General features: G+C 67.2%; 12 protein-coding genes. 4 read left to right on the forward strand and 8 right to left on the reverse strand.

Annotation, left to right across the window (positions count from 1 at the left end; all coding sequences use genetic code 11):
- The first annotated feature begins 302 nt into the window (after positions 1 to 302).
- Both JOF56_RS42670 and JOF56_RS42675 read left to right on the forward strand, forming a co-directional pair.
- On the forward strand, positions 303 to 1,070 hold the full coding sequence (locus tag JOF56_RS42670) for a FadR/GntR family transcriptional regulator (RefSeq protein ID WP_307855504.1): 768 nt from the start codon (positions 303 to 305) through the stop codon (positions 1,068 to 1,070).
- A 109-nt stretch (positions 1,071 to 1,179) separates the two neighbouring features.
- Positions 1,180 to 4,068: a glycoside hydrolase family 9 protein gene (locus tag JOF56_RS42675; protein WP_209645266.1), complete on the forward strand. Its 2,889-nt coding sequence runs from the start codon at positions 1,180 to 1,182 to the stop codon at positions 4,066 to 4,068.
- A gap of 148 nt (positions 4,069 to 4,216) precedes the next feature.
- On the opposite strand, the gene JOF56_RS42680 is transcribed toward JOF56_RS42675, so the two are convergent.
- Positions 4,217 to 4,411: a ferredoxin gene (locus tag JOF56_RS42680; RefSeq protein WP_209645267.1), complete on the reverse strand. Its 195-nt coding sequence runs from the start codon at positions 4,409 to 4,411 to the stop codon at positions 4,217 to 4,219.
- 38 nt (positions 4,412 to 4,449) lie between these two features.
- Complete coding sequence (locus JOF56_RS42685) at positions 4,450 to 5,655, reverse strand: cytochrome P450 (protein WP_209645268.1); 1,206 nt, start codon at positions 5,653 to 5,655, stop codon at positions 4,450 to 4,452.
- Between the two features lie 458 nt (positions 5,656 to 6,113).
- On the opposite strand from JOF56_RS42685, the gene JOF56_RS42690 reads away from it, so the two are divergent.
- On the forward strand, positions 6,114 to 6,683 hold the full coding sequence (locus JOF56_RS42690; protein ID WP_209645269.1) for a TetR/AcrR family transcriptional regulator: 570 nt from the start codon (positions 6,114 to 6,116) through the stop codon (positions 6,681 to 6,683).
- 167 nt (positions 6,684 to 6,850) lie between these two features.
- Here the strand turns inward: JOF56_RS42690 and JOF56_RS42695 are convergent, their stop codons facing one another.
- From JOF56_RS42695 to JOF56_RS42710, 4 genes are all read right to left on the reverse strand, one after another.
- The gene (locus tag JOF56_RS42695; RefSeq protein WP_209645270.1) at positions 6,851 to 8,314 is read right to left on the reverse strand and encodes a ricin-type beta-trefoil lectin domain protein; all 1,464 of its coding nucleotides are present in this window, start codon (positions 8,312 to 8,314) and stop codon (positions 6,851 to 6,853) included.
- Positions 8,315 to 8,431: 117 nt separating this feature from the next.
- Complete coding sequence (locus tag JOF56_RS42700) at positions 8,432 to 10,786, reverse strand: ricin-type beta-trefoil lectin domain protein (protein WP_307855505.1); 2,355 nt, start codon at positions 10,784 to 10,786, stop codon at positions 8,432 to 8,434.
- 464 nt (positions 10,787 to 11,250) lie between these two features.
- Positions 11,251 to 12,771: a non-reducing end alpha-L-arabinofuranosidase family hydrolase gene (locus tag JOF56_RS42705; protein WP_372448402.1), complete on the reverse strand. Its 1,521-nt coding sequence runs from the start codon at positions 12,769 to 12,771 to the stop codon at positions 11,251 to 11,253.
- Between the two features lie 597 nt (positions 12,772 to 13,368).
- A complete protein-coding gene (locus tag JOF56_RS42710; RefSeq protein ID WP_209645272.1) occupies positions 13,369 to 13,851 on the reverse strand; it encodes a CocE/NonD family hydrolase in 483 nt (160 codons plus the stop codon).
- 455 nt (positions 13,852 to 14,306) lie between these two features.
- Here JOF56_RS42710 and JOF56_RS42715 point away from each other — a divergent pair, with 455 nt between their 5' ends.
- A complete protein-coding gene (locus JOF56_RS42715) occupies positions 14,307 to 14,993 on the forward strand; it encodes an alpha/beta fold hydrolase (protein WP_209645273.1) in 687 nt (228 codons plus the stop codon).
- Between the two features lie 9 nt (positions 14,994 to 15,002).
- Here JOF56_RS42715 and JOF56_RS42720 read toward each other — a convergent pair whose 3' ends face one another.
- Together JOF56_RS42720 and JOF56_RS42725 are read right to left on the reverse strand one after the other, a co-directional pair.
- A complete protein-coding gene (locus JOF56_RS42720) occupies positions 15,003 to 16,466 on the reverse strand; it encodes a tryptophan 7-halogenase (protein WP_209645274.1) in 1,464 nt (487 codons plus the stop codon).
- The gene (locus tag JOF56_RS42725; RefSeq protein ID WP_209645275.1) at positions 16,463 to 23,161 is read right to left on the reverse strand and encodes a type I polyketide synthase; all 6,699 of its coding nucleotides are present in this window, start codon (positions 23,159 to 23,161) and stop codon (positions 16,463 to 16,465) included. Before JOF56_RS42725 ends, JOF56_RS42720 begins: the two co-directional genes overlap by 4 nt.
- Positions 23,162 to 23,258: the final 97 nt, after the last annotated feature.

The raw sequence follows: 23,258 nt of genomic DNA on the forward strand, positions 1-23,258 counted from the left end.
CACGGGCGAAAGCTGCCAGCATGTGTATGACTTACCCTGACCAAAAGACGTACAATCGCCGTGTTGTCTAAACCTATCGGTCACCGTGGGGGGAGAATTTCGACCCTTAGATCACACATAACAACGATCAGGAGGCCTGACGTCAAGAGATAAGCCTGACTAATCGCCCGATCTTCTCAGCCGTGCGCACCCAACTGCCGCCGCCAGGTGAGCACGTCAAGACCGCAGTTGTACGGTCTAACCGGCCCCGACTGATGAGCCATGCTCTTGCTCGGCGGTCCCGCACTGTAGGAGGCATGCAGGTGGACAGCACGTCCCTTCCGGCCAGTACCAGCGATTCCACGCGGGAACAGGACGCCGGTTCGTACAAACCCGGCTACGAACTGGTGGCTGAACGGATCCTCGAACTCATCGCCGAGTCGCGGCTGCAGCCGGGCGACCGGATGCCCACCGAGAAAGAACTCGCCGAGCGGCTGGGTGCCTCACGCACCATGGTCCGGGAAGCGGTCAAGACGCTGTCGGCGATCGGCCGGGTCAAGGCCCAGAAAGGCCGGGGACTCTACGTCGGGAACGACGACGGGATGCTGGGTTCGGCCCGCTGGGGCGGCTTCTTTCTGCCCACCGACCTCGACCACATCTACATGCTCTTCGAGTTCCGCCAGGTCCAGGAGACCGCAGCGAGCCGGCTGGCCGCGACCCGCGCGACGCCCGCCGAACTGCGGGCCATCGAAGCCGCTGCCGAGACCTGCCGCGAGGGCCACCTGACCGGGCAGACTGCCCTGTTCGAACGCGGTGACGACGACTTCCACCTCGGCATCGCCGCGGCGTCGCACAACGAGTTCCTGGTGGCTTCGGTGCGCGAGGCCCGCCGATTGCAGAGCCAGTCCAGCGCCATCGGCCTGAGCGGCACCGTCGGCGGCCACGCCGAGGAAGCGATCGAGGAACACGCGGCGATCTACCGGGCGATCCGCGACGGCGATCCGCAAGCGGCGGCCCAGGCCGCCGCTGTGCACCTGGACAACACTCTCAAGGACTACCGCAGGGAGATTCAGCGCCGCGTCTTCGGCTGAACCTTCCGCAAGCCTGCTCTTGTGCGGTCGCGCTGGGTCACCCTATGTTTCTGGGAGCGCTCCCAGAAGCAATGCCGACCGTCAGAGCAGACGGAGGAGACCCAGTCCGATGAGATCTCTTGCCCCTCGCCGCTGGCGCCGCCACGCCACCGCAACCCTCGCCCTGGTAGCCGTCACGGGCGCACTCGCCACCGGCACCGCCCAGGCTGCCAACTACGAACGGATTGTCAATGGCACCTTCAGCGCCGGCACGGCCGACCAGTGGTGGGCGAGCACCGGAGTGACCAACCGCGTCGCCAACGGCGAGCTGTGCGCGTCGGTCACCGGCGGCACGACCAACCCCTGGGACGCCTTGATCGGCGAGAACGGCGTGCCGTTCGAAACCGGGCAGCAGTACACAATGTCCTTCGACGCCTACGCCACCACGCCCCAGCCGGTCGCGGCCAACGCGGGCGAGGGGGTCAGCCCGTACCGCGCGATCGCGCGGCAGGAATTTCAGCTGACCACGAGCAAGCAGCGGTACTCGTTCACGTTCACCTCCGGGCTGGACTTCCCGGACGCGGGCAACGGCCAGATCACGTTCCAGCTCGGCGGCCGTGCGGCCGGCAACACCATCTGCGTGGACAACATCTCGTTGATCGGCGGCGTGATCCCGCCCGGAGGTCCAGGCGCACCGACCAAAAAGGTCCAGGTCGATCAGGTCGCGTACGTACCAGGCCTGGCGAAGCACGCCACCCTCGTGTCCAACGCGACCGCCGCGCAGACGTGGACGCTGAAGAACTCCGCAGGTGCGACAGTCGCCACTGGCCGGACCACCCCGAAGGGCGTCGACACGCTGTCCGGGGACTCGGTGCACCTGATCGACTTCTCCTCCTATGACACCGCGGGCACGGGCTATACACTCGCCGTCGGCGCGGACACCAGCTTCCCGTTCGACATCTCCGCCAACCCGATCAAGAAACTGCGGTACGACTCGCTGGCGTTCTTCTACCACCAGCGCAGCGGTATCGCGATCGACGCGCAGTACGTCGGCGCCACGTACGCGCGGCCTGCCGGCCACCTCAACGTCGCGCCCAACCAAGGCGACAACAACGTGCCCTGCCGGTCCGATCTGAACTGCGGCTACACACTGGACGTGCGCGGCGGCTGGTACGACGCGGGCGACCACGGCAAGTACGTCGTCAACGGCGGCATTTCAGCGTGGCAGGTGCTCAACACCTACGAGCGCGCCAAACTGATCGGCGACGCCGCCGCACTCGGCGACGGCAAGCTCGCCATCCCGGAGAAGGCCAACGGGGTGCCCGACATCCTCGACGAGGCCCGCTGGGAGGTCGACTTCCTGCTGAAGATGCAGGCGCCCAACGGCATGGTGCACCACAAGATCCATGATGCGAACTGGACGGCCCTGCCCACATTGCCGCATCAGGACAACCAGGCCCGCAGGCTGTCGGCGACCAGCACCGCGGCGACGCTGAACATGGCAGCGGTCGCGGCACAGTCAGCCCGCATCTACAAGACGATCGACCCGGCGTTCTCGGCCAAGGCCCTTGCCGCGGCGACGAAGGCGTACGCGGCAGCGAAGGCGAACCCGAACAAGATCGCCGACCCGAACGACAGCACCGGTGGCGGCGCGTACAGCGACAACGTGCTGACCGACGAGTTCTACTGGGCCGCAGCGGAAATGTACGCGACCACCGGCGAGGCATCCTACCGCGCGGACGTGACCAGCTCGTCCCTCTACAAGGGACAGTCCGTTACCGACCGCGGTTACGACTGGGGCTCCACCGGCCCGATGGGCGACATCACACTCGCGCTGGTGCCCAACGGCCTGCCGGCACAGGACATCTCGGCGATCAAGTCGGCCTTCGTGGCCACCGCCGACAAACACCTGAACCAGATGGCGTCACTGGCGTACCCCGCGCCGTACCGCGAGCCCGACGGCACATACGTGTGGGGATCGAACGGCCTGGTCGCCAACAACGCATCGGTGCTCGCGTTGGCGTACGACTTCACTGGCGCGGCCAAGTACCGCGAGGGCGTGTTCGAGGCACTGCACTACCTGTTCGGCCGCAACCCGGTGAGCTACTCCTACGTCAGCGGGTACGGCGGGCAGCCGGTGCGCAACGTCCACCACCGGCACTGGGCCAACCAGCTCAACTCGACGCTGCCCATCGCGCCGCCCGGCGTGCTCTCCGGTGGCCCCAACAGCGGGTTGCAGGACCCCATTGCCGCGCGCATGCTTCAGGGCTGCAAGCCACAGAAGTGCTTTGTGGACCACATCGAGGCGTACTCGCTCAACGAGGTCACAGTCAACTGGAACTCGGCGCTGGCGTGGATCGCCAACTGGGCGGCGGAGAAGTCAGGCACGCCGACCCCGCCTGACAACACTCCCCCGACCACGCCGGGCACCCCGGTGGCGTCCAACGTCACCAGCTCGGGCGTGACACTGACCTGGACCGCGTCCAGCGACCCGGAAAGCGGTGTCAGGGACTACGACGTCATCTCGATCGAGGGCGACACCCAACGCGTGGTCACCACCGTCACCGGCACGTCCGCGACACTGACCGGGCTGCGGCCGAACACCGCGTATCGGTTCGCCGTGCAGGCGCGCAACGGGGCTGATCTCAAGTCCGCGCTCTCCGGCGCGGTCCCGGTGACCACCAAACTGGACACCGGCGGGACGTACTGCAAGATCGCCTATCAGGCGAACACGTGGAGCACCGGGCTGACCGCGAACATCACCATCACCAACACCAGCGGCGCGGAGTGGAGTTCGTGGACGCTCGGGTTCACCTGGCCCGGCAGCCAGAAGATCACCCAGGGATGGTCGGCGGCCTGGACCCAGACCGGCGCCGCGGTGACCGCGACCGCCATGTCGTACAACAGCCGCGTCCCGGCCGGCGGTTCGGTCCAGACCGGATTCAACGCCTCATCGACGCCACCGCATTCGGAACCGACCGCCTTCACGGTCAACGGTCAGCCCTGTTCGAAGGGCTGACCTGAAAGCACCGGGTCGCCGAGCGTCTTGCGTGCTCGGCGACCCGGTGTCATGGTGACCTACCTGGGCTCGGGGTCGACGGTGCCGTTCAGCGCCCCGCACCGATCAGCGTGATCGTTTCAGGCTGTACGGCCATCCACGGACTGACTCATGCCTCCAGCGAGAGGGCCTGGCTGGGGCACACGCGTGCCGCTTCCCGGGCCTTCTCGACCAGTTCGCCCTCCGGCTTCTCGTTCAGCACGATGATTGTGCCGTCGTTCTCGCTCTGGTCGAACAGCGCGGGCTCAGTGAGCACACACTGTCCGGCACCGACGCACCTGCCGGTGTCCGCGATGATCCTCATGGCCCTGTCCTCCTGAGGTGGGGATGGCAGTTCGTCCGCTACCAGGTCACCGGAAGCTGGTACAGGCCATAGATGTTCGCGTCGTCCTTGAACGGCAGCTCGTCGACATCCACCGCCAGCTCCAGCGTGGGGACGCGGCGGAACAGCGTGTCGAACACGATCTGTAGCTCCATCCGAGCCAAGTTCTGGCCCAGACACTGGTGCGGCCCGAACCCGAACGCGACGTGGTGGCGCGCGCCGCGTTCGATGTCGAGCTCGTCCGGGTGCTCGAACGCCCGCGGGTCCCGGTTGGCCGAATGACCGAGCGTCAGCACTCCTTCGCCGGCGCGGATCAGCTGCCCGCCGATCTCGGTGTCCTCGACGCACAGCCGGGACGCCGCCGCGTCGACGATCGTGAAGTACCGCAGCATCTCCTCGACCGCGTTGAGCGTGTTGCCCGGGTCGGCCTTGATCATCGCGAGCTGCTCCGGGTTGCGCAGGAACGCCACGGTCGACAGCGAAATCATGTTCGCCGTCGTCTCGTGGCCGGCCACGAGCAGCAGGAAGCCCATGCCGGCCAGCGCTGTCCGCCGGTAGGTGCCGTCCGCGCGCAGCTCGACGATCTGCCGCCCGAGCAGGTCGTCCGGCGGATTCTCTTCCTTCTCCGCGATGAGGTCGACCATGTAGCCCTGGATGGCTCCCATGGCCGCCCCCCGTTGCTCGGGCGGTGTCGACTGCTTGAACATCTTCGCCGTGTGCTCCTGGAAGAACTCATGGTCGGCGTAGGGCACACCCAGCATCTCGCAGATCACCAGGGACGGGACCGGGAGCGACAGCGATTCCACCAGGTCACCGGGCTGCGGCCCGGCCAGCAGCGCGTCGATCTGCCCATCGACGATCTCCTGGATCCGCGGCCGCAGCGCCTCCAACCGGCGCACCGTGAACTCGCCGAGTACGGCCTTGCGCGCCGGCCCGTGCTCGGGTGCGTCCATCTCGATCAGGGTGCGCTCCTCGTCCGGCCGCCGGGCCGCCGCCGCGCCCTTGACCAGCTGCGGGAAGTCCGGATGCTGCCGGTCGGCGCTGAACCGCCGGTCGTTCAGCACGGTTCGCACGTCTTCGTGGCGGCTGACCACCCAGGCCCACCCGCCGTCGGGCAGACGAACCCGCGAGACCGGCTCTTCTTCGCGGATCTCTTCGTACGCCGGCGGCGGCGCGAACGGGCACGTACGGGCCATGGGGAACTCGTGCTTCTCGGCGGTAATCATGACTTTTTCCTTCCACGACGGCACGGACAGGCGATAGAGGCTGGACAGCGAAAAGCCGTGGGTGAACGGCAGTTGGTCGACCGGTGCGACCGGGTTTGGCTCTGGGATGCGGCGGACCACGGAGCCGCAATGGACCGCCGGGACCGACAACTTCGGTGAATTCAGGCTCGACCTGTCCCCGCACGGGCGAAGGTCGGTTCCGCGCTTTCAGCCGCGGTACCGCGATGCCCAACCGTCGTGCCTCGGCCAGGGTGTCCCGGCAGACCTCACGCGGCTCCTCGGCGCCGGGGTCGGAGTGCGCCACAAGACCCAGCCGTAGATGGTGGCGATCACGCCCCGGCCGAACATCAGGATCTTCACACTGCACCTCGTCGGGGTACGATCGATATCGTTTTGGAGACTATCTCCACTTTCCAAAATATGGAGGTCATCTCCATTTGTCAACAAGGGGGTAGCCCATGACCGCCGACAAGCCGCTGCGGGCCGACGCCCAGCGCAAACGCGAGGCCCTGCTCGCCACGGCCCGGGAGATCTTCGACGCCGGAGACTTCTTCGACCTGCGCTTCGATGACTTCGCCCGCCTGGCCGGGGTGGGCACAGGCACGCTGTACCGCCACTTCCCCACCCGGGAAGCACTGGCCGAGGCGGTCTACCACGAAGAAGTCGCCACGCTGCACGACCACGCCCGCCAGCTCCAGGCCACACTGCCCGCGGCGGACGCTTTGGCGACCTTCCTACGCGACATGGTCGACCACATCGATGCCCACCAAGGCCTCGCCCGGACGCTGGCCACGCTATGGGCCGATCGCTCGGGCGCCCTCACCGAAGGCAGCCGGGCGCTAGAACAGGCCGTCACCGACCTGGTGGCCGCCGCCATACAGGCGGGCGCCGTTCGCGACGACGTGGACGCCGGTGCCGTGATGATGGCACTGCACGGCATCGGCGCGGCCCACGACCGCCCCAACTGGCGTGCCGAAGCCAACGGCGTCATCACCCTCGTACTGGACGGGCTGCGCCGCCCGCTATGACAGGTGCGACATGAGGTCGCCTGCCGCGAGCGAAGGATCCGGTTAGTGGTACGGCGGCGACGATGCGGTCCAGGGTGGTCACCCGGCTGATGCCGGCTACACCCGTGAAATTTCAGGATGTGCGCGAGAGCGCCGGCATCACGCGATCGCCGGGGCGCTGTGACGTATCAGCGGCTCCAGTGCTGGCTGCTGGTACCCCGGCAGTCGTACTGCTGTAGCCGGGCGCCGTTCGCCGTCGAGGAGCCGGTCACGTCCAGGCACCTGCCGGAGTGGCGAGCGACGATCTCCAGGTGGCCGCCGGTGTCGCGCAGCAGCCACTGCTGGTTGGTTCCGGTACCGCACGAGAAGAGGATCACCTTGGCGTTGTTGGCGGTCGAAGCACCGCTGATATCAAGGCATTTGCCGGAATGCCGGGAAACGAGCTGGACGTGACCGTCTGCGACGGGGCGCGCTTCCCACTGCTGGTTGGTCCCGCCGTGGCAGTCCCACTGGATGATCTCGGCGCCGTTGTCGCTCGAGGCACTCACCACGTCGACGCACTTGCCGGAGTTCCGGTTCGTGATGGCGGTGGCCGGCACACCGGGGCCTCCGTCGTCACCCCAGGCGTGCCGGAGCCGGTCCGCGCCGCTGGTGCTACGGATGCTCAGCGAGAGATCGGTGCCGCTGCCGCGAAGCGCGAACATCGAGTACCAGTCGTAGGTCTGCCCTGCGGTGATCTTGCCGCCGAGGGCAGGCCAGTAGGTCCCGCCCATGTCGTTGTCGCGCATGATGTCAGTGATGGCACGGATGTACCGGACGAAGTTGTCGGAGCTGCTCGGGTTTCCGTAGTCGAGACCGGTGTCCATCGGCGCACCGAACTCGGTCACGACCGCTCGGGAGGCGCAATTGCCCAGGCGCGTCCGGGCAAGGTCGCGCCAGCCGGCGTAATCGTGTTGCCCGTAGAAGAACGCGTAGAAATGGAACGACAGCAGGGTGCCGGTGAACCGGCTGTCACCGCACACCGGCCTGAGGTCCTGGCTGAAGCCTGTGCCGCCGATGAGAATCCGGCCCTTCGGAATCGACGGCCGGGCGTTGATCCAGCCGGCGGCGACGTTCAGCCATTCGCTCGAGCTGTACCCGTGCGGTTCGTTCATCGGTTCGAAGTGGATCAGTGCGTTGCCGCCGTACTGGGCGACCACGGTGTCCCACATGGAATTGAAGGCGGCCATGTTGGTGATCCGGCCACCTGACGCGGCGCCGTCCTCCCAGTAGGCGAGGATGACCTTGAACCCGCGGCCGGTCGCGGCGTCGATGGCGCCGCGGTAGGCGTTCCACCAAGCCGAGCCGACAGTGTGGGTATTGACGGGCAGCCGGACGGTGTTGACGCCGAGCAGGTTGGCCATACTGGCGTAGACGGCGTCGGCCTTGGCCCGGACAGTCTGATAGCTGTCGGATCCGGTCAACCCTTCCAGGACAAGGGTTCCGGTCGTGAAGTTGTCACCCTTCCGAGCCCAGTTCATACCTCTGAACTGGCTTGTGTCGGCGCTGGCAGGTGATGCGCTGACGAGCGCGCAGCTCATGGCGAGTGCCACAGTGGTCAGCACACTGAGCAGGCGCCGGAACAGCGTGAACTTGTATTTGTTGGTGGACATGGCACAGACCGTTCTCGTGCGACGTTGCAGGGTGTGGTCGTCGGCAGAGGCCCGAACGCCCGGGAACCGTTGTGCGTTCACCGTGCGTTCGGGCGGCTGTCCACAGTGCATGAAGCCTTAGCGCAGGCTCCACTGCTGGTTCGTTCCGCCGTGGCACGCCCAGAGGTGGAGCAGCGTGCCGTTCGCGGTCCCGTTACCGCTGGCGTCCAGGCACAGCCCGGACTGCACGCCTGTGATGGTGCCGTTGACGTTGACGTTCCACTGCTGGTTGGTCCCGCCGTGACAGTCCCAGATGATCGCCGCGGTGCCGTTGGCGGTTCCCTGGCCCGACGCGTCGAGACACTTGTTGCCGTACACCATCAACTGCTTGCTGGAGGTGTAGGTCCATCGTTGGCTGGCGGCCGTGTTGCAGTCCCAGAGTCGTGTCCTGGTGCCGTTTGCCGTACTCCCGCCACTGACCTCGATGCAGCGGCCCGACTGCCCGCCGACGATCGTGCCGGCCTGAGGAGGAGTGCCGCCGCCCCGCGGCCCGGCGTTCGCCATCACGGCCTGGGCACCGGACGGCCAGTTTCCGTTGCTCACGGTGACGTTGCCGGACACGACGTTGCCACGGTCGCCATTGGTCACATTGGTACTGCCGTTGGTCGACCAGTTGTTGGTGACGGTCCAGTTGCCCATGTTCTCGCCGCCCCAGTAGTTCGCGGTGGCCCAGGTGCCGGTGGCGGAGAGCACGTTGTTGGTCGCGGTGTAGTACCGCGAGCCTTCGTCGAAGTAGATGCCGAAGTAACCGTTGGTCCGCAGGCAGTGGTTGCCGCTGATCGTCGCGTTCGGGTTCCACCCCAGCGTGTAGATGCAGCCGCCGTCGTTCATCTGCTGCATGACATCGTGGATGTAGTTGTTGACGAGCCGGTTGCCGGACGCGGTCGTGGGCGTCGAGTATCGCGGCTGGTAGTTGTACAGACCGCGGTTGGCGTAGTGGTTGCTGCCGCCCGCATCGTTGCTGCCCCACCCGTACCCGATCGACATACCGGAGTACGGCATGTTGTAGACCTCGTTGTGGGACACGTCGGTTGTCGTGACGTAGGTGGTCAGAACCGAGACGTTGCCCCGGTATTCCAGGCCGAGGTCGTGGATACGGTTGTCGCTGATGGTGATGTTCTTGTTGACCATCCGCTGGTCGCTGGGATGGTGCGCGTCGGCGCGGACGCCACCGACCACGAAGCCACCCGCGGAGTTGCGGGCGATCTCCGATCCGGTGACCGTGATGTCGCTCGCGCCGAGACCGACTCCGCTGGCGTGGGCGTTGGCGTCATTGCCGATGCCGATCGCCGTCTGTCCCAGGTTGACGAACGCAGAGCCACTGAAGGTGATGCCACGAGCCGCGGAAACCTGTACGGCGGCGGGCATCTGGCTCCAGTACGGCCGCCCTGCCTCGAACTGCTGGCAGCCGCTCTGGCAGGAGGTCAGCCGGTCGGCCAGCCAGTTCCAGTTGCCCGCCAGGTAGGCGCCGGTCTGCTGGTCGGCGAACCCCTGGTTGCTGCTGGGGCCGAGCCAGCTCGTGCCGGTGAACGTGATACCGCTGAACGTGATGTCGTGCGTGGGCGCGTCATACGTGCCCCCGACGTTCACCAGCGACTGCAACACCGGTAGTTCCACATTGACATTGCTCATGTTCTGCCCGGCCAACGGGATGTAGTACAACGTGCCCGTCCCCGGGTTGACGTACCACTCGCCAGGCGAGTCGAGGAACTCGTACGCGTTGGCCAGGTAGAAAGGACCGGCCCGGTGCGGAGCGGTGAGCGTGTCGTACCCGAAGGTGTTGTTGTTCCACGCGGGTTGCTGCATCGTGATGACGTTCCCGCTGATGCTCTGCACCGGCGAGTACCGGTCGGTGAACGAGTTGACGCTCTCCACTTCGACCCGGTTCTGGTTGGCCAGGCTGTTGAGGTAACTCAGCGCAGAACTGGAGAAAGTCATGCCACCACTGGTAAAGGTGAACAAGGACCGGTTCACCTGGGTACGCGCACGGGTGGCGATCGCGCTGTCGACGTACAACTGCCGGGTGTCGATCCCGGTACCGACGTTGGCGCGCCAGATGTTCTTGCCCGAGTCGGCGACCGACCAGCCGGTGACCGCGCGGGCACCGCTGATCACGGGACGGGCGGACGCGGCCGCCTGCCATGTGACGCGGTGGCCGTTGTTGCCGGAGTCCGCCGCAGTTAGTCGAAGCGGCGCCGAAAGCCTATACACACCACCGGCCAGCTCCACGACGATGTCGTCGGACATCGCGCCGGTGAGCGACCGCACCGCGGCCTGCGCGGCCGGCAACGAACACGGATCGGCGGCAGTGCAACTGGTACCGGTACCGGACGGGGACGCGTAGAGAGTGGTCGTAGCCGCGGAAGCGGAAGGGACAGGGGCCACCACGGCCATCGCGGCGGTCAACGCCGCGACTGCTACGGACGCTGACACCGGTCTCCGTGACGCGGGGGACGAGGACGCGAACACAGGATCTCCTTCAAGTGGGGAGAGATGCTCGACGAACGCCCTGCCTGCGTACCTTCAAGCGGCAGCGCTCGACGTTCCTGTGCGCGCGCCCATAAGGTCGCGAAGATCGCATCGTATGACACTGGTCTAACAGCAGGGAAACACAGCGGACATCAGTGCACCATATGACCGATGTATACACAAGCATGCGCCGACGATAGATACGACTTATCAAGAGCCCTCCAGGCAGTTCGGCGGACCGAACGGCCGCACGGCCGGGTTGGCCTGCTCAGCTCATCGGCGATAAACCCGACTCATCCGCACGGTGTCGCTACAGCTTGACGTACACCGCCCGGCCGACGGGCACGGCGAAAAGCCGGGTCGCCGCCCTCACCCGGCGAGAGATGAGGGCGGCGACCCAGCTGAGGTGGACCTGTTGTGTCAGTCGGTCAGCGTTGCAGGGTCAGTAGGCCCGGCCGGTAGGGCAGGCGGCCGTAGTCGCCGCCGGAGTTGGGGTCACGTCCCTGGTAGAGCAGTTGCAGGTTGCAGGGGTCGATGGTCTTGGTCTGGTCGGGGTTGCTGCGGATCAGGTCACCGTGGCTGATGTCGTTGGTCCAGGTGGCGCCGCTGTTGGCCTTGCCGGCGAAGGGATTGCTCTCGGTGGCGGCCTGCGGCGTCCACGAACCGCCCAGGCTGGTGGCCGTGAACGAGCGGAAGAAGCGGCCCCTGCTTCCCATCGCCTCCACGATCATGAGGTACTGGTTCTGGCCCTGGACTTTGTAGACCTCGACCGCTTCGAACAGGTTGGCCTGCGTGTCGCTCATGATCGTCGTGTAGGACGAGCCGAAGTTGCCCGGGAAGTTGCCGAGGGGCATGCTGGAACGGTAGATCTTGCCGTTGTCGCCGGCGAAGAACAGGTACATGTTCGTGCCGTCGGCGATGAGCGTCTGGTCGATGGGTCCGGTGCCGGAGCCGGAGATGCTTGCGGTGGAGAGCGTCTGCGGTGCCGACCATCCGTTCGGGTTGGTGGGGTCAGTCGACGTCTTGTAGCTGAAAGCGGTCCCGCCCCACTGGTAGGCGAGCACCCAGATGTTCTTGGGGGCGAAGTAGAGCAGCGTGGGTGCCACCGTGCCGGCGTTCATCCCGTTCTGGCTGGCCGAGGCCATGTCCGACCAGTTGGTGAAGGTGCTGAAGTTCATCGAGCCCCAGCTCGTTCCCGTGTCGTGCGTCGTGGCGTAGACCAGGTGCTTGCCGTTGTGGACGACGTGGGTGAAGTCCTTGAGCGAGACCCAGCCCGACTTCGGTTGCGCCAGCGGTCCCGACGATGTCCAGCGGTACGTCGACGGAAGAGTGCACGCGCCGGGCGGCGGGGTGTCACCCAGGCGGACGAGTTGCCACTGCTGGTTGGACCCGTTCGAGTCGCCGTACTGCGCGACGACTGCGCCGTCCGCGGCCGACGAGCCTGTCACCGCCACGGCTTTGTTGCTGTTGCGGTTGATCAGCCTGACGTAGCCACCGTCGGAGTCGGCGAGGCGGAATTGCTGGTTGGCCGCGTTGAGGTCGGTCCACTGCTGGAGTTTCCCGCCGTCGGCGGTCGAGGAGTTGGCGATGTCGAGGACCTTGCCGGAGTTCTTGGACTTCAGTCGGTAGTAGCCCTCGCCGGAGTCCACGAACTGCCACTGCTGGTTGGCTCCGTCGTGGCGGGCCCACTGGATGATCCCCGCTCCGTCGGCGGTGGAAACACCGGAAACGTCCAATGCCTTGCCGCTGTTGCGGTTGATCAACACATACCAGGCGCTCGTGTCGACGGTCGCCGCCGACGCTACGCCGATGTTGAGCGTGACCGCCGCGGAAACCGCCAGAACGGCCGCGAGCAGGGTGATCAGCGCGCGTGGCCGACGGCTACGCCGTGCGCGATCCGTACGGTGGGGCGCCGTCCGTGGTGGCACGGCCGACGGGGCTTGACCCATCGAACTCATGGTGGTTCTCCTTCGGTGTCAGGGCCGCACGAAGCTGAAATGCGTGACAGGGAGGCCCAATCCCCGCCCTCCCGGGTTGGTCGTGACGGGACGGGAGCGCAGGATCTCGATCAGCAGGGAGTGTTGCCGTGTTAGCGCTAACATTCGGGGTCGCGGAACAAGCCCGCATTCACTGCAGAGCACGGGGCAACGGTGATCATGACCGCTTGTGCGATTGCCAGATCGCTCCCGAACCTTCAAGAGGAACTGCCGATGCGTGCACCCGCGCTTCGGCTACACAGAAAGTGGCGACCGACAACCGAAATGGATGCCTCACCTCCACGACGTCACCGTTGACGCTCAAAAGTTCGGGCTGTTCCACCTCAAGTTTCGAACAAATGTAGCCAGTGCCGCAGCCGCAGTCAACGGGGGATCACCAGGGTCGACCGCCGATGCATCGATTGCCCAAACGTATAGACCTGCGATGTTGTCGGCTGTCATTCGGCACAGGCGCACTGACCCGATCGCCCCGAGTCGCTGACCGTGACGTGCGAAGGCGGCACGCCTACCGAAATGACAAGGTGCTTGATCGAAACTTTCGGTCAAGGCTCAGAGTGTGGTGACCGCCAGCGTGCCGCGCGTGAGAGTGACCCGGCCGGCCGGGGCGTCGGAGTCGATCTCCGGATAGTCGTAGTTGTCGCGCCGCTCCTGGGCGCCGAACGGGTCGAGATATCCCGAGGAGTCACCGGAGCCGCGAACGTTGCAGACCGCGGCGACATACCCGCGCGTCACGTAGAACCGCGCGGCCTTCCCGAGTGCCTCAAGTTGGTCATAGGCGTTGTAGTCGTAGACGATCGCCGGAAAGCGGCCCGGCGCCGGTTGCCCGTCGGGACCGGCCGGGCGGTGGATGTCGCACGCAAGGTGGCTGCCGTCGCGCACCGGGACATCCGTCCGTCCGATGTGGACGCCGTAGGTGGCCGCGCGGCCGTAGGAGAAGAACCGGTCCGCGGGAAGCAGCGGCTCGGCCGCGGCGCTCGGCGCGAACAACACCGCGACCTGGATCAGCACGGCGGCCAGTGCGAGGGTTCTCATCCGGACCTCCTTCGGGTGTACTCACCTTCCCGATCGGCCGCCTGTCGCAGCAAGCATCAATATTCGATAGATTGATCGGCCGCACGCATGGGCCTGACGGTGCCTGTCCACCCGATGACAACCAGTCATGAAATGACTTCACTTATCCCGTTGACCAGCAGGTAACTCGCTCACACACCGGAATCCCGTACCCGGCAGACCAATTCCGGCTTGCCGCTATGCGTCTCGCATGCCGCTTGTTAGTCTAAGTGAGTTCAGTTTGGTTCCTCGACGAGGAGGACGGATGACTGACTCACGGCGACGGCGGGCATGGTCAGCGGTGGACAGACACCCGCGCAGGCAGGTCACCTGCCACTGCTGAAGGCTGGTTGCTTCAGCACGGCGAGAAGCGCGGTCACACCGACGAGCGGCGGCTTCTCCCAACCCATGAACTGGTCTACTACAAGGAATTCCCCATGTCGTTCGTACTGATCCACGGCGCCACCATGGGCGCCGACTGCTGGGACCGGCTGATCCCGTTGCTGGACGGCGAAGTGCTCGCCGTGGACCTGCCCGGCCGCGGCAAGCGGCGCGACACCGACGTGCGCACCGTGACACTGGACGACTGCGGCGAGGCCGTAGCCGCCGATATCCTCGAGCGCGACCTGACCGACATCGTCCTGGTCGGCCACTCGTTCGGCGGCGTCACCGTGCCACGGGTCATGAAGCTGGTGCCGGATCGCATCCGGCGAGTGGTGCTGTTGTCGGCCGTGGTACCAGAAGACGGCACACGTGTACTCGACCAGATCGACCCGGAAGTGCGTGCCTCGGTGGAGGCGAGCATCACGGATGGCGTCTACAGCATCGATGCCGACGCGGCACGCGCGATGCTTTGCAACGACGCCGACGAGGAGCAGTCGCAGTTCATCCTCAGCCGCGTGGTCGACGACGCCGCCGCGCTGCTGGCGGAGACCGTCGACCTCAGCGGCTACCGGCTCCCGATACCGCGGACATATGTGCGACTGTCCGAGGACCACTGTTACCCGCCCGACCTACAGGCGAAGTCGGTCCAGCGGATCGACCCGGATGTGACCACGCTCCGCTCCGGCCACATGGCGATGGTGACCATCCCGGAGCTTCTCGCCACGGTCCTCAACGCCTGACGCGATTGATCAGTCAACACGGGTCCAGGCCAGTCCGTCCTTGGCCAGGACGAGTCCGCCCGGGACGGACGCCTCGACCGGAACCCCGTAGAGGGCCAGGTCCTGAAGGTCGTTGCCGGCCCGGAACGTCTCGCCGACCACCTGGGAGGTGACCAGCGGGTTGACCCGGTCGTCCGCGGTCGCCAGCCGGCCCACCGCGCCGTCCAGGTCGTCCGCCACAGCGCGCCAGCGTTCGCCGAACTGCTCCGGACGGACTGCCATGTCCCCGGACACCAGGCCACCGGCCAGTTCGGCGAACGCGGCCGCCTCGGTCAGGTCCACTTTGCTGACCTTCTTGGCGGACCAGAAATACGATCGTTCGTCGCTCTGCATGTCGTAGAACGCCATGAGGAACTCGTAGAACACACCGTACTCGCGGCGGTAGCGCGTCTGGAACTCCACGAAGGCGCGCTCTTCAGGCACGTCACCGGCCAAGCTGGCGTTGACCGACCGAGCTGCCAGCAATGCGCCGTAGGTAGCCAGGTGGACACCGGAGGACAGCACCGGATCCACGAAACACGCGGCGTCCCCGACCAGCGCCATTCCCGGCTGCCAGAACGAGTTCTTCCAATACGAGTAGTCTTTGCGCACTCTTACCCGGTCATACGGCGGCTCAGTCGCGGCCGGCACGTCCACCAGCAGCCGGCTGACTTCGGGACACGCCTGGATCATGCTCTGCCACGCGGCACGCGGGTCGTGCTGGACAGCGGAAGCGTTGTCCGGCGAGATCACGGCGCCGACACTGGTCAGGTCGTCGCGCAACGGGATGTACCACAGCCAGCCGTTGTCGAACGCGGCACAGAAAATGTTGCCGCTGTTGGGTTCGGGCAGCCGGCGGCCACCGGCGAAGTAGCCGAACACAGCCAGGTTCCGGAAGAAATCCGAATAGACCCGCCGGCCACCCACCTGGCCGTGGATCCGGCTGGTGTTGCCCGACGCGTCGATCACGAACCGGGCATACGCCGTGTGCGCAGTGCCGTCGGGTTCCGTGTACTCGACGCCACGCACCCGCTCCCCGTCCTCGACAACGCGCCGCACCGGACTGCCCTCGCGTACATCGACGCCGGTGCGGTGGGCGTTGCGCAACAGTATCTCGTCGAACCGCGCACGCTCCACTTGGAACGCAGTGGATGTGGGCTCGGGCAGACGAGGCGACGAGGCGAAGGAGAACTGCCATGGCTCGGGCCCACGGCCCCAGCGCATCGTGCCGCCGCGTTTGAGTGTGAAGCCCGCCCGCGCGACTTCGTCGGTGACGCCGAGGATGCGGCACAGGCCGTGCACGGTCGCCGGCAGCAGCGACTCACCGATCTGGTAGCGGGGGAACGTATCCCGTTCCAGCAGGAGTACCCGGTGCCCGCGCATCGCCACGACTGTCGCCGCGGTCGAGCCGGCCGGTCCACCACCCACGACGATCACGTCGTAGTCCGGGTTCATCCGTGCCTCCTGTCCTCGGCTACGTTCTCTATGTCAGGTAAGGATTCCCCCAGTGATTCCCGCAGCGCGGAGAGGACGTGTGCGGTCATCGCCGGCAGTGTCGGGTAGTCGAGCACGAGCGTCGGCGGCAACCGTACCTGGATGAAGGCACTGAGCCGGTTGCGCACCTGGAGCGCGATCAGTGAATCGAACCCGAGTTCGGTGAACTCCCGATCGACCGGAAGCGCCGCCGCGTCCGGGAAACCCAAGGCAGTGGCCAGTTCCACGCGGATCAACTCGGTCAGCACGGTTTCCCGCTCGTTCGCGGGCACGGCGGCGAGCCGGTCACGCCAGGCACCGGGGCTTTGCTCGACGGCGACGGCGGCGTTTGTGGTCGGGGCAGGACGACCGGGCAGGAGATCCGTGAGAACCGGCGGCACGGCCTGACCGGGTGCCGTGAAGTCCAGGGGAATCGGAGCGAGCACGGGTTCGGCGGTCCCCAACGCAAGGTCGAGCAGGGCGATGCCCTCCTGCTCGGTGACCGCGAGGACACCTCCCTCGGTGAGGTGGCGCTGGGCGAGGCCAGTGACCTGCCCCGCCATGCCTTTGTCCGCTGTGGACCATGGGCCCCACGCCAGTGCCTGCGCCGGGAGCCCACGCGCGACCCGGTGCCGGGCCAGCGCGTCGAGGAAACCGTTGGCGGCGGCGTAGTTCGACTGTCCCGGCCGGCCGAGCATGCCTGCCGCCGACGAGTACTGCACGAACGCGGCCAGCCCCAGCCCTTTGGTGGCCTCGTGCAGGTTCCAGGCGCCATCCACCTTCGCCGCCAGCACCGCCGCCACTCGCTGCGGTGTCATGGCGGCCACCACGCCATCGTCCACGACGCCTGCGAGATGGAACACGGCAGTCAGCGTGGTGGAGCAGGATGCGATCAAGGCGTCGACCGCCGCCGGGTCGCTCACGTCGCATGCGATCACTTGTGCGGGCAGATCAGCAGCCCATGCCGGGGTTCGGCCGCTGCGGTTGACCAGCAACAGGTTCCTAATGCCGTACGTGGCCACGAGATGGCGCGCGAGACTGGCGCCGAGCGCGCCCGTGCCACCGGTGATCAGTACGGTTCCGTCCGGGTCCAGTTGCGGGGCCGCGCCGGTCGGCGGGTCCGACGCGACCAGCCTGGGCACCAGTACGGTGTCACCGTCCAGGGCAACCTGCGGTTCGCCCGTACGCAGCGCCGCATCCAGCGTCATCGAGGTGCCGCCGCGGCGGTCGATCAACACGATGCGGTCCGGATGCTCAGCCTGGGCGCTGCGCACCAGGGCCGTTGCGGCGGCCTCGGCCGGGTCGGGATCATCGCCGGTGGCGTTGTGGGTGAGCACGACCAACCGGCCCGGCTGTGAGCCGGCCACCCAGTCGCGGACCCGTGTCAGCACGGCGGTGACCAACTCGTGTGCCCGGCCCGGCAGGTCACCTTCGATCGCCAGCGCGGTCACGTCGAACAGTTCGTGTTCGGTGCCGGCTGTGCCGGGTGTTGCGGTCCGCCAAGCCAATCGGTACAGCTCTCCGACCTGCATCGGCCGCGTCACCATGGATTCGACGACGGCCAGCGGCAGGCCTGTCGGGTCGGTGAGACTGACACGGACCTCGTCCGGTCCTAGCCGCACCACATGTGCCCGCGCCGCTGTGGCACCAGCCTTGTACACGGTCAGTCCGGTGCACATGACCGGGACCTGTAGTCCATATGCAGGCTCAGCCAACAATGTCGCATGCAGTGCGGCGTCGAGCAACACGGGATGCAGAAGGTACGAGCCGCCGGTCGCCGCTTCCCCGGGCGCCAGTGTCAGTTCCGCGAACAGGTCCGCGTCCCGTCGCCACAGCTTGGTCACCGCTTGGAACGCGGGCCCGTAGTGATGGCCGCGTGCGGCGAGACCCGTGTAGTCGATCGGGACTTCCTCGGCGCCCGCGGGCGGCCACGCCACTGACGGGGCGGGTGGGCCGACGGCTGGAGCGATCGTCGCTGTGGCGTGCCGCGTCCACGATCCCGCCGCGGCGGCCCAGACGGTCACTGGCCGCTGGCCTGTTTCGTCGGGCGCCCCCACGACCACCTGGACGGGCACCTCGCCGGAACCGGGCAGCGTCAACGGTTTGTACAGTGCCAGCTCGGCCAGCCGGACGGCATCCGACGTCCCCGAAGCGCGCCAGGCCAGCTCGGCGAACACCGTCGCGGGCACCACGACCCGCGAACCGACCACGTGGTCAGCGAGCCAGGGCTGGCGCGCGGCGGACAACACGGCGTTGTGGCGCACGTTGGGCCCGTCCGCGTCCGGGTGCGGCTCACCCAGCAGAGGGTGGCTGGTCACATCCGGCTGCTGGACTGCATTCAGCCAGTAACGCTGTCGTTGGAAGGGATACGTCGGCAGCGGGTGGCGCCGGGCGCCGCTGGCGGCGTACACCGACTGCCAGTCCACCGGCACGCCGTGCACATGCAGAGTCGCCAGCGCGGCCAGCACATCGGTCGCAGCGGCTCCAGTGGGCACGCACACCGCTTCCGGCGTAAGACATTCCTCAGCCAGGACACTGAGCGCCACGGAGGGACCGGCTTCGACGAACGCCGTCACCCCCGCATCGGCAAGCCAACCGACAGCGTCAGCGAACCGCACGGTCTCCCGCGCCTGCCGGACCCAGTAGTCGGCTGTCGTCAACACGTCCGTCTCAGGCCGACCGGTCACAGTGGACACGATTGGAACAGAAGGCCGTTGGTACTCGACGGATTCAGCGACCGCGCGGAATTCTGCGAGGATAGGGTCGACCTGCGGCGAGTGGAACGCGTAGCTCACCCGCAACCTGGTGGCCGGACGGCCGATCCTGGCGGCCAGCTCCGTAACCGCGGCCTCACCACCGGACAGCACAACCGACTTCGGTCCGTTGACCGCTGCGATCGCGATCCCGTTCATGAGGTAACGCGACACTTCGTCCACGGGTGCTCGTACCGCGATCATCGCGCCACTCGTCGGCAGCGTGGCCATCAGCCGGCCGCGCGCAGCGACAAGCCGGATCGCGTCGGCGCGGGAGAACACACCAGCGATGTGGGCCGCCGCGAGTTCGCCGACCGAGTGACCGACCAGATAGTCCGGTCGCACGCCGTACTCGGCGAGCAGTGCGTGCAGGGCGACCTCGAAGGCGAACAGTGCGGGCTGCGCATAGTCGGTGCGGTCCAACGGGCCGTCGTCGATCACCTGACGCAACGGCCGCGGCAACCACGGCGTGAACTCGTCGCACACCTCGGTGAACACGGTGTCGAACACGGGAAGGGCCGCAGCCAGCGCACGGCCCATTCCGCTGCGCTGCGCGCCCTGGCCTGCGCACAAGAGGGCCACTTTCGGGTCGTTACGCGCGATTCCCGTGCGCAGCGAAGGATTCACCACACCGTTGGCCAGGTCACGTAGGCCGGCAACGTGGCCGGTCAGCACCGCGGCCCGGTGCGTCAGTGGTGTTCTGGTCGTCGCCAAGGAGAACGCTACGTCTACAGTGGACTCTTTGGTCTCTTCGAGTGCGTCCGCGAGCCGTGCGGCGTGCGCTCGCAGGCCGGCCTCATCGCTGCCACTGACCAGCCAGGGTGCGTCGGCCCAGCGGTGTTCGCTGTGCGGCGCCTCGGTTTCCGGTGCTTCCTCGATGATCACATGCGCGTTGGTTCCGCCGATACCGAACGACGAGATCGCCGCCCGGCGTGGCCTGCCGCGGCTCGGCCACGGGCGTGCCCGGTCCAGGAGCCGCACGGCGCCCGCGGACCAGTCGACATACGGCGAGGGTTCGTCCGCGTACAGCGACCTGGGCAGTTCGGCGTGGCGCATCGCCTCGATCATCTTGATCACGCCTGCGATCCCGGCCGCGGCCTGGGTGTGCCCGAGGTTCGACTTCACCGAGCCCAGCCACGCCGGATCGGCTGGATCGCGGTCCTGCCCGTAGGTGGCCAGCAGGGCGCCTGCCTCGATCGGATCGCCCAGCGCGGTGCCCGTGCCGTGCCCCTCGATCACGTCCACATCGGACGCTCGCAGTCCCGCGCCGACCAGCGCCAGTTGGATGAGTTCCCGCTGTGCCGGACCACTCGGCGCGGTCAGGCCGTTGGACGTGCCGTCGGAGTTCACCGCCGACCCGCGCAGCACGGCCAGCACCGGATGTCCGTTACGCCGGGCGTCGGTCAGTTTCTCCAGCAGTACCAGCCCGGCCCCTTCGGCCCAGGCCGTTCCGTCCGCGCCCGCCGCGAACGAACGGCACCGGCCGTCTGGTGACAGGCCCCGTTGGCGGCTGAACGCGATGAACGGCTGCGGGCTGGACATCACCATCGCGCCGCCGGCCAACGCGAGAGTGCACTTGCCGGTGCGCAGCGCGGTGGCGGCCAGGTCCATTGCGACCAGCGATGACGAGCAGGCTGTGTCCACAGTCAAGGTGGGCCCGCGTAGCCCCAGCACGTAGGCGATCCGGCCGGACGCGACGCTGCCCGCCGACCCGATGGCGAGATGTGCCTCCAGTTCGTGCGACCGCACCCGGTTCCCGTAGTCGGTGTGCATCAGGCCGACGAACACACCGGTGTTCGTGCCGCGCACGGCGGTCGCCGGAATGCCCGCGCGTTCCAGCGTCTCCCAGGCCACCTCCAGCAGCAGCCGCTGCTGCGGGTCGGCGGCCAGCGCCTCGCGTGGTGAGATACCGAAGAACACCGGGTCGAAATCCGCGGCGTCCGTGAGAAAACCGCCACGTCGTGTGTACGTGGTGCCGATCCGGTCCGGGTCTGGGTGATACAGCCTGGTCATATCCCAGCCGCGGTCGTCCGGGAACTCACTGGTGGCGTCCACCCCCTCGGCCACGAGCCGCCAGAGATCCTCGGGGCTGCGTACCCCACCGGGGTACCGGCACCCGGCCGCCACGATCGCCACCGGTTCGGTCTCGGGGCGTTCCCGTGGCGCGGTGCTCGCCGGAGCGCTGCCGTGCAGCCGCGACGCCAGGTACGTGGCGACGGCCGTAGGGCTCGGGTGGTCCCACACCAGCGTTGCCGGCAACGTCAGGCCGGTGCGCAGGCTGAGCCTGTGCCACAACGTCATCGCGCCCATCGACGTCACACCGAGGTCGGCGAACGCGGCGTCAGGGTCGCCCGCCGTCCCGCCGATCGCCGTGATCTCGTCCCGCACCATCTCCACCAAGGTGGCCGGCCCACCGATTTCCCGGTCAGGCTGCCGTTCGGTGAGTGCCTGACGCAGCATGTGGCGCCGTGGCTTGCCGATTGCCGTACGGGGGACGGCCGGGGTGAACAGGACTTCATCAGGAACCTTGTGCGGCGAAAGCACAGCGGCGCAGGCACGCAGCAGCCCGGCTGGATCGAGCGTGCGCCGCGCCGGGACCACGAACGCCACTGGGACCTCGCCGAGCAGCGGATGCGGGCGCGCCACCACGACCGCGTCCCGCACGCCGGGCAGGCCGCGCAGCACCTGCTCGACCTCGGCCGGGTCGACGTTCTCGCCGCCGCGCACGATCCGGTCGCTCACCCGGCCGGTGACGGCGAGGTGACCCCGTTCGAGACGGCCCAGATCACCGGTGTGGTACCAGCCGTCCACCAGCGACTCGGGCCGATTGTGGTAACCCAGCAACAGGTTGGGACCGCGGACCCAGATCTCGCCCTCGGTGGCGTCCCGGCCGGTGCCCGGATCCACGAGTCGCACGTCGACACCGGGAACCGGCGGTCCGCTGGTCCCGCGCGCCCTCGTCCCGTCAATCCTCTCCATCGCGATCATGCCGCAGGTCTCGGTGCTGCCGTAACCGTCCAGCAGCGGAGCGCCCCATCGCTGTTCGACCTGCTCGCGCAGTGCCGGATCACTGGGCGCGCCTGCCGTGACACACAACCGCAGTGAGGGCACGGCGTCCAGGCTCGTGTCGAGCAGTTGCTGGTACGTGACCGGTACTCCAGCCAGGAGGGTCGGTGCGTACTCGTCGATCAGCGAGGCCAGCGTGACCGGATCCGGCGTGGCCGCGACCCGCGCACTCGCGCCGGCCGCGGTCACGCCCAGTAGGCACAGCGAGTGGGCATAGCTGTGCGCCAACGGAAGTGGCCACAGCACGCGATCATCCGCGCACAGCGCCAACCCCGGTATATAGCAGGCAAACGCCGACCACAGCGCGGACCGCTGGCTCGATATGACGGCCCGGGGTGTTCCCGTGGTGCCGGACGTGTAGAGCATCCACGCCGGTTCGTCGAGCCCGAGGTCGTCGCGCGGCGCTGCTGACCTGGTGGTGAGCTTCTCGAAGCGCAGCGCGCCATCCGGCACGGCTGCCTCGCCAGTCACCACCAGGCGCAGTGACCGTCTGGCCGTCACCCGCACGACCTGCGTCAGATGCCGCTGGTCGGTCACCAGGACGGCCGGGTCACAGTCGGCTAGCAACGCCGCGAGTTCCGCGTCGGTACAATGCGGACTAAGCGGCACGCCGACCGCGGCGGCCCGCACCGTCGCCAGCAACCCTTCGATGAGTTCGACACTGTTGTCCACCAGGAATGCCACCCGCGCACCGCGGCCGACATCCAGCCCGGTGGCCAGGCCCGCGGTCCGATGCTCCATATCGGACCAGGTCACGCTGCGATGATCGTCAGTGAACGCCGTCTTTTCGCCGTACTGCCGGGCATTGGCGGTGAGTAACTCGGCAACGAAGCGGAGCGAGACCGCGTCCAAGGGCATTCTTCAGCCTAGCCACCACGATTGCGCGCCCGCATGGCAAAGATTCGCCACCATGACGACAGCGACCATCAATGATGGTGGTGGACTCGCACGACCT

Origin of the sequence: Kibdelosporangium banguiense (assembly GCF_017876405.1) — a bacterium.
Taxonomy (GTDB): domain Bacteria; phylum Actinomycetota; class Actinomycetes; order Mycobacteriales; family Pseudonocardiaceae; genus Kibdelosporangium; species Kibdelosporangium banguiense.

Bases quoted from the DNA above. Each gene is read 5' to 3' on its own strand.
- JOF56_RS42690 (WP_209645269.1), top strand. From the start codon at position 6,114: ATGACCGCCGACAAGCCGCTGCGGGCCGACGCCCAGCGCAAACGCGAG.
- JOF56_RS42685 (WP_209645268.1), bottom strand. From the start codon at position 5,655: ATGATTACCGCCGAGAAGCACGAGTTCCCCATGGCCCGTACGTGCCCG.
- JOF56_RS42710 (WP_209645272.1), bottom strand. From the start codon at position 13,851: ATGAGAACCCTCGCACTGGCCGCCGTGCTGATCCAGGTCGCGGTGTTG.
- JOF56_RS42695 (WP_209645270.1), bottom strand. From the start codon at position 8,314: ATGTCCACCAACAAATACAAGTTCACGCTGTTCCGGCGCCTGCTCAGT.
- JOF56_RS42715 (WP_209645273.1), top strand. From the start codon at position 14,307: ATGTCGTTCGTACTGATCCACGGCGCCACCATGGGCGCCGACTGCTGG.
- JOF56_RS42705 (WP_372448402.1), bottom strand. From the start codon at position 12,771: ATGGGTCAAGCCCCGTCGGCCGTGCCACCACGGACGGCGCCCCACCGT.
- JOF56_RS42675 (WP_209645266.1), top strand. From the start codon at position 1,180: ATGAGATCTCTTGCCCCTCGCCGCTGGCGCCGCCACGCCACCGCAACC.
- JOF56_RS42720 (WP_209645274.1), bottom strand. From the start codon at position 16,466: ATGAACCCGGACTACGACGTGATCGTCGTGGGTGGTGGACCGGCCGGC.
- JOF56_RS42725 (WP_209645275.1), bottom strand. From the start codon at position 23,161: ATGCCCTTGGACGCGGTCTCGCTCCGCTTCGTTGCCGAGTTACTCACC.
- JOF56_RS42680 (WP_209645267.1), bottom strand. From the start codon at position 4,411: ATGAGGATCATCGCGGACACCGGCAGGTGCGTCGGTGCCGGACAGTGT.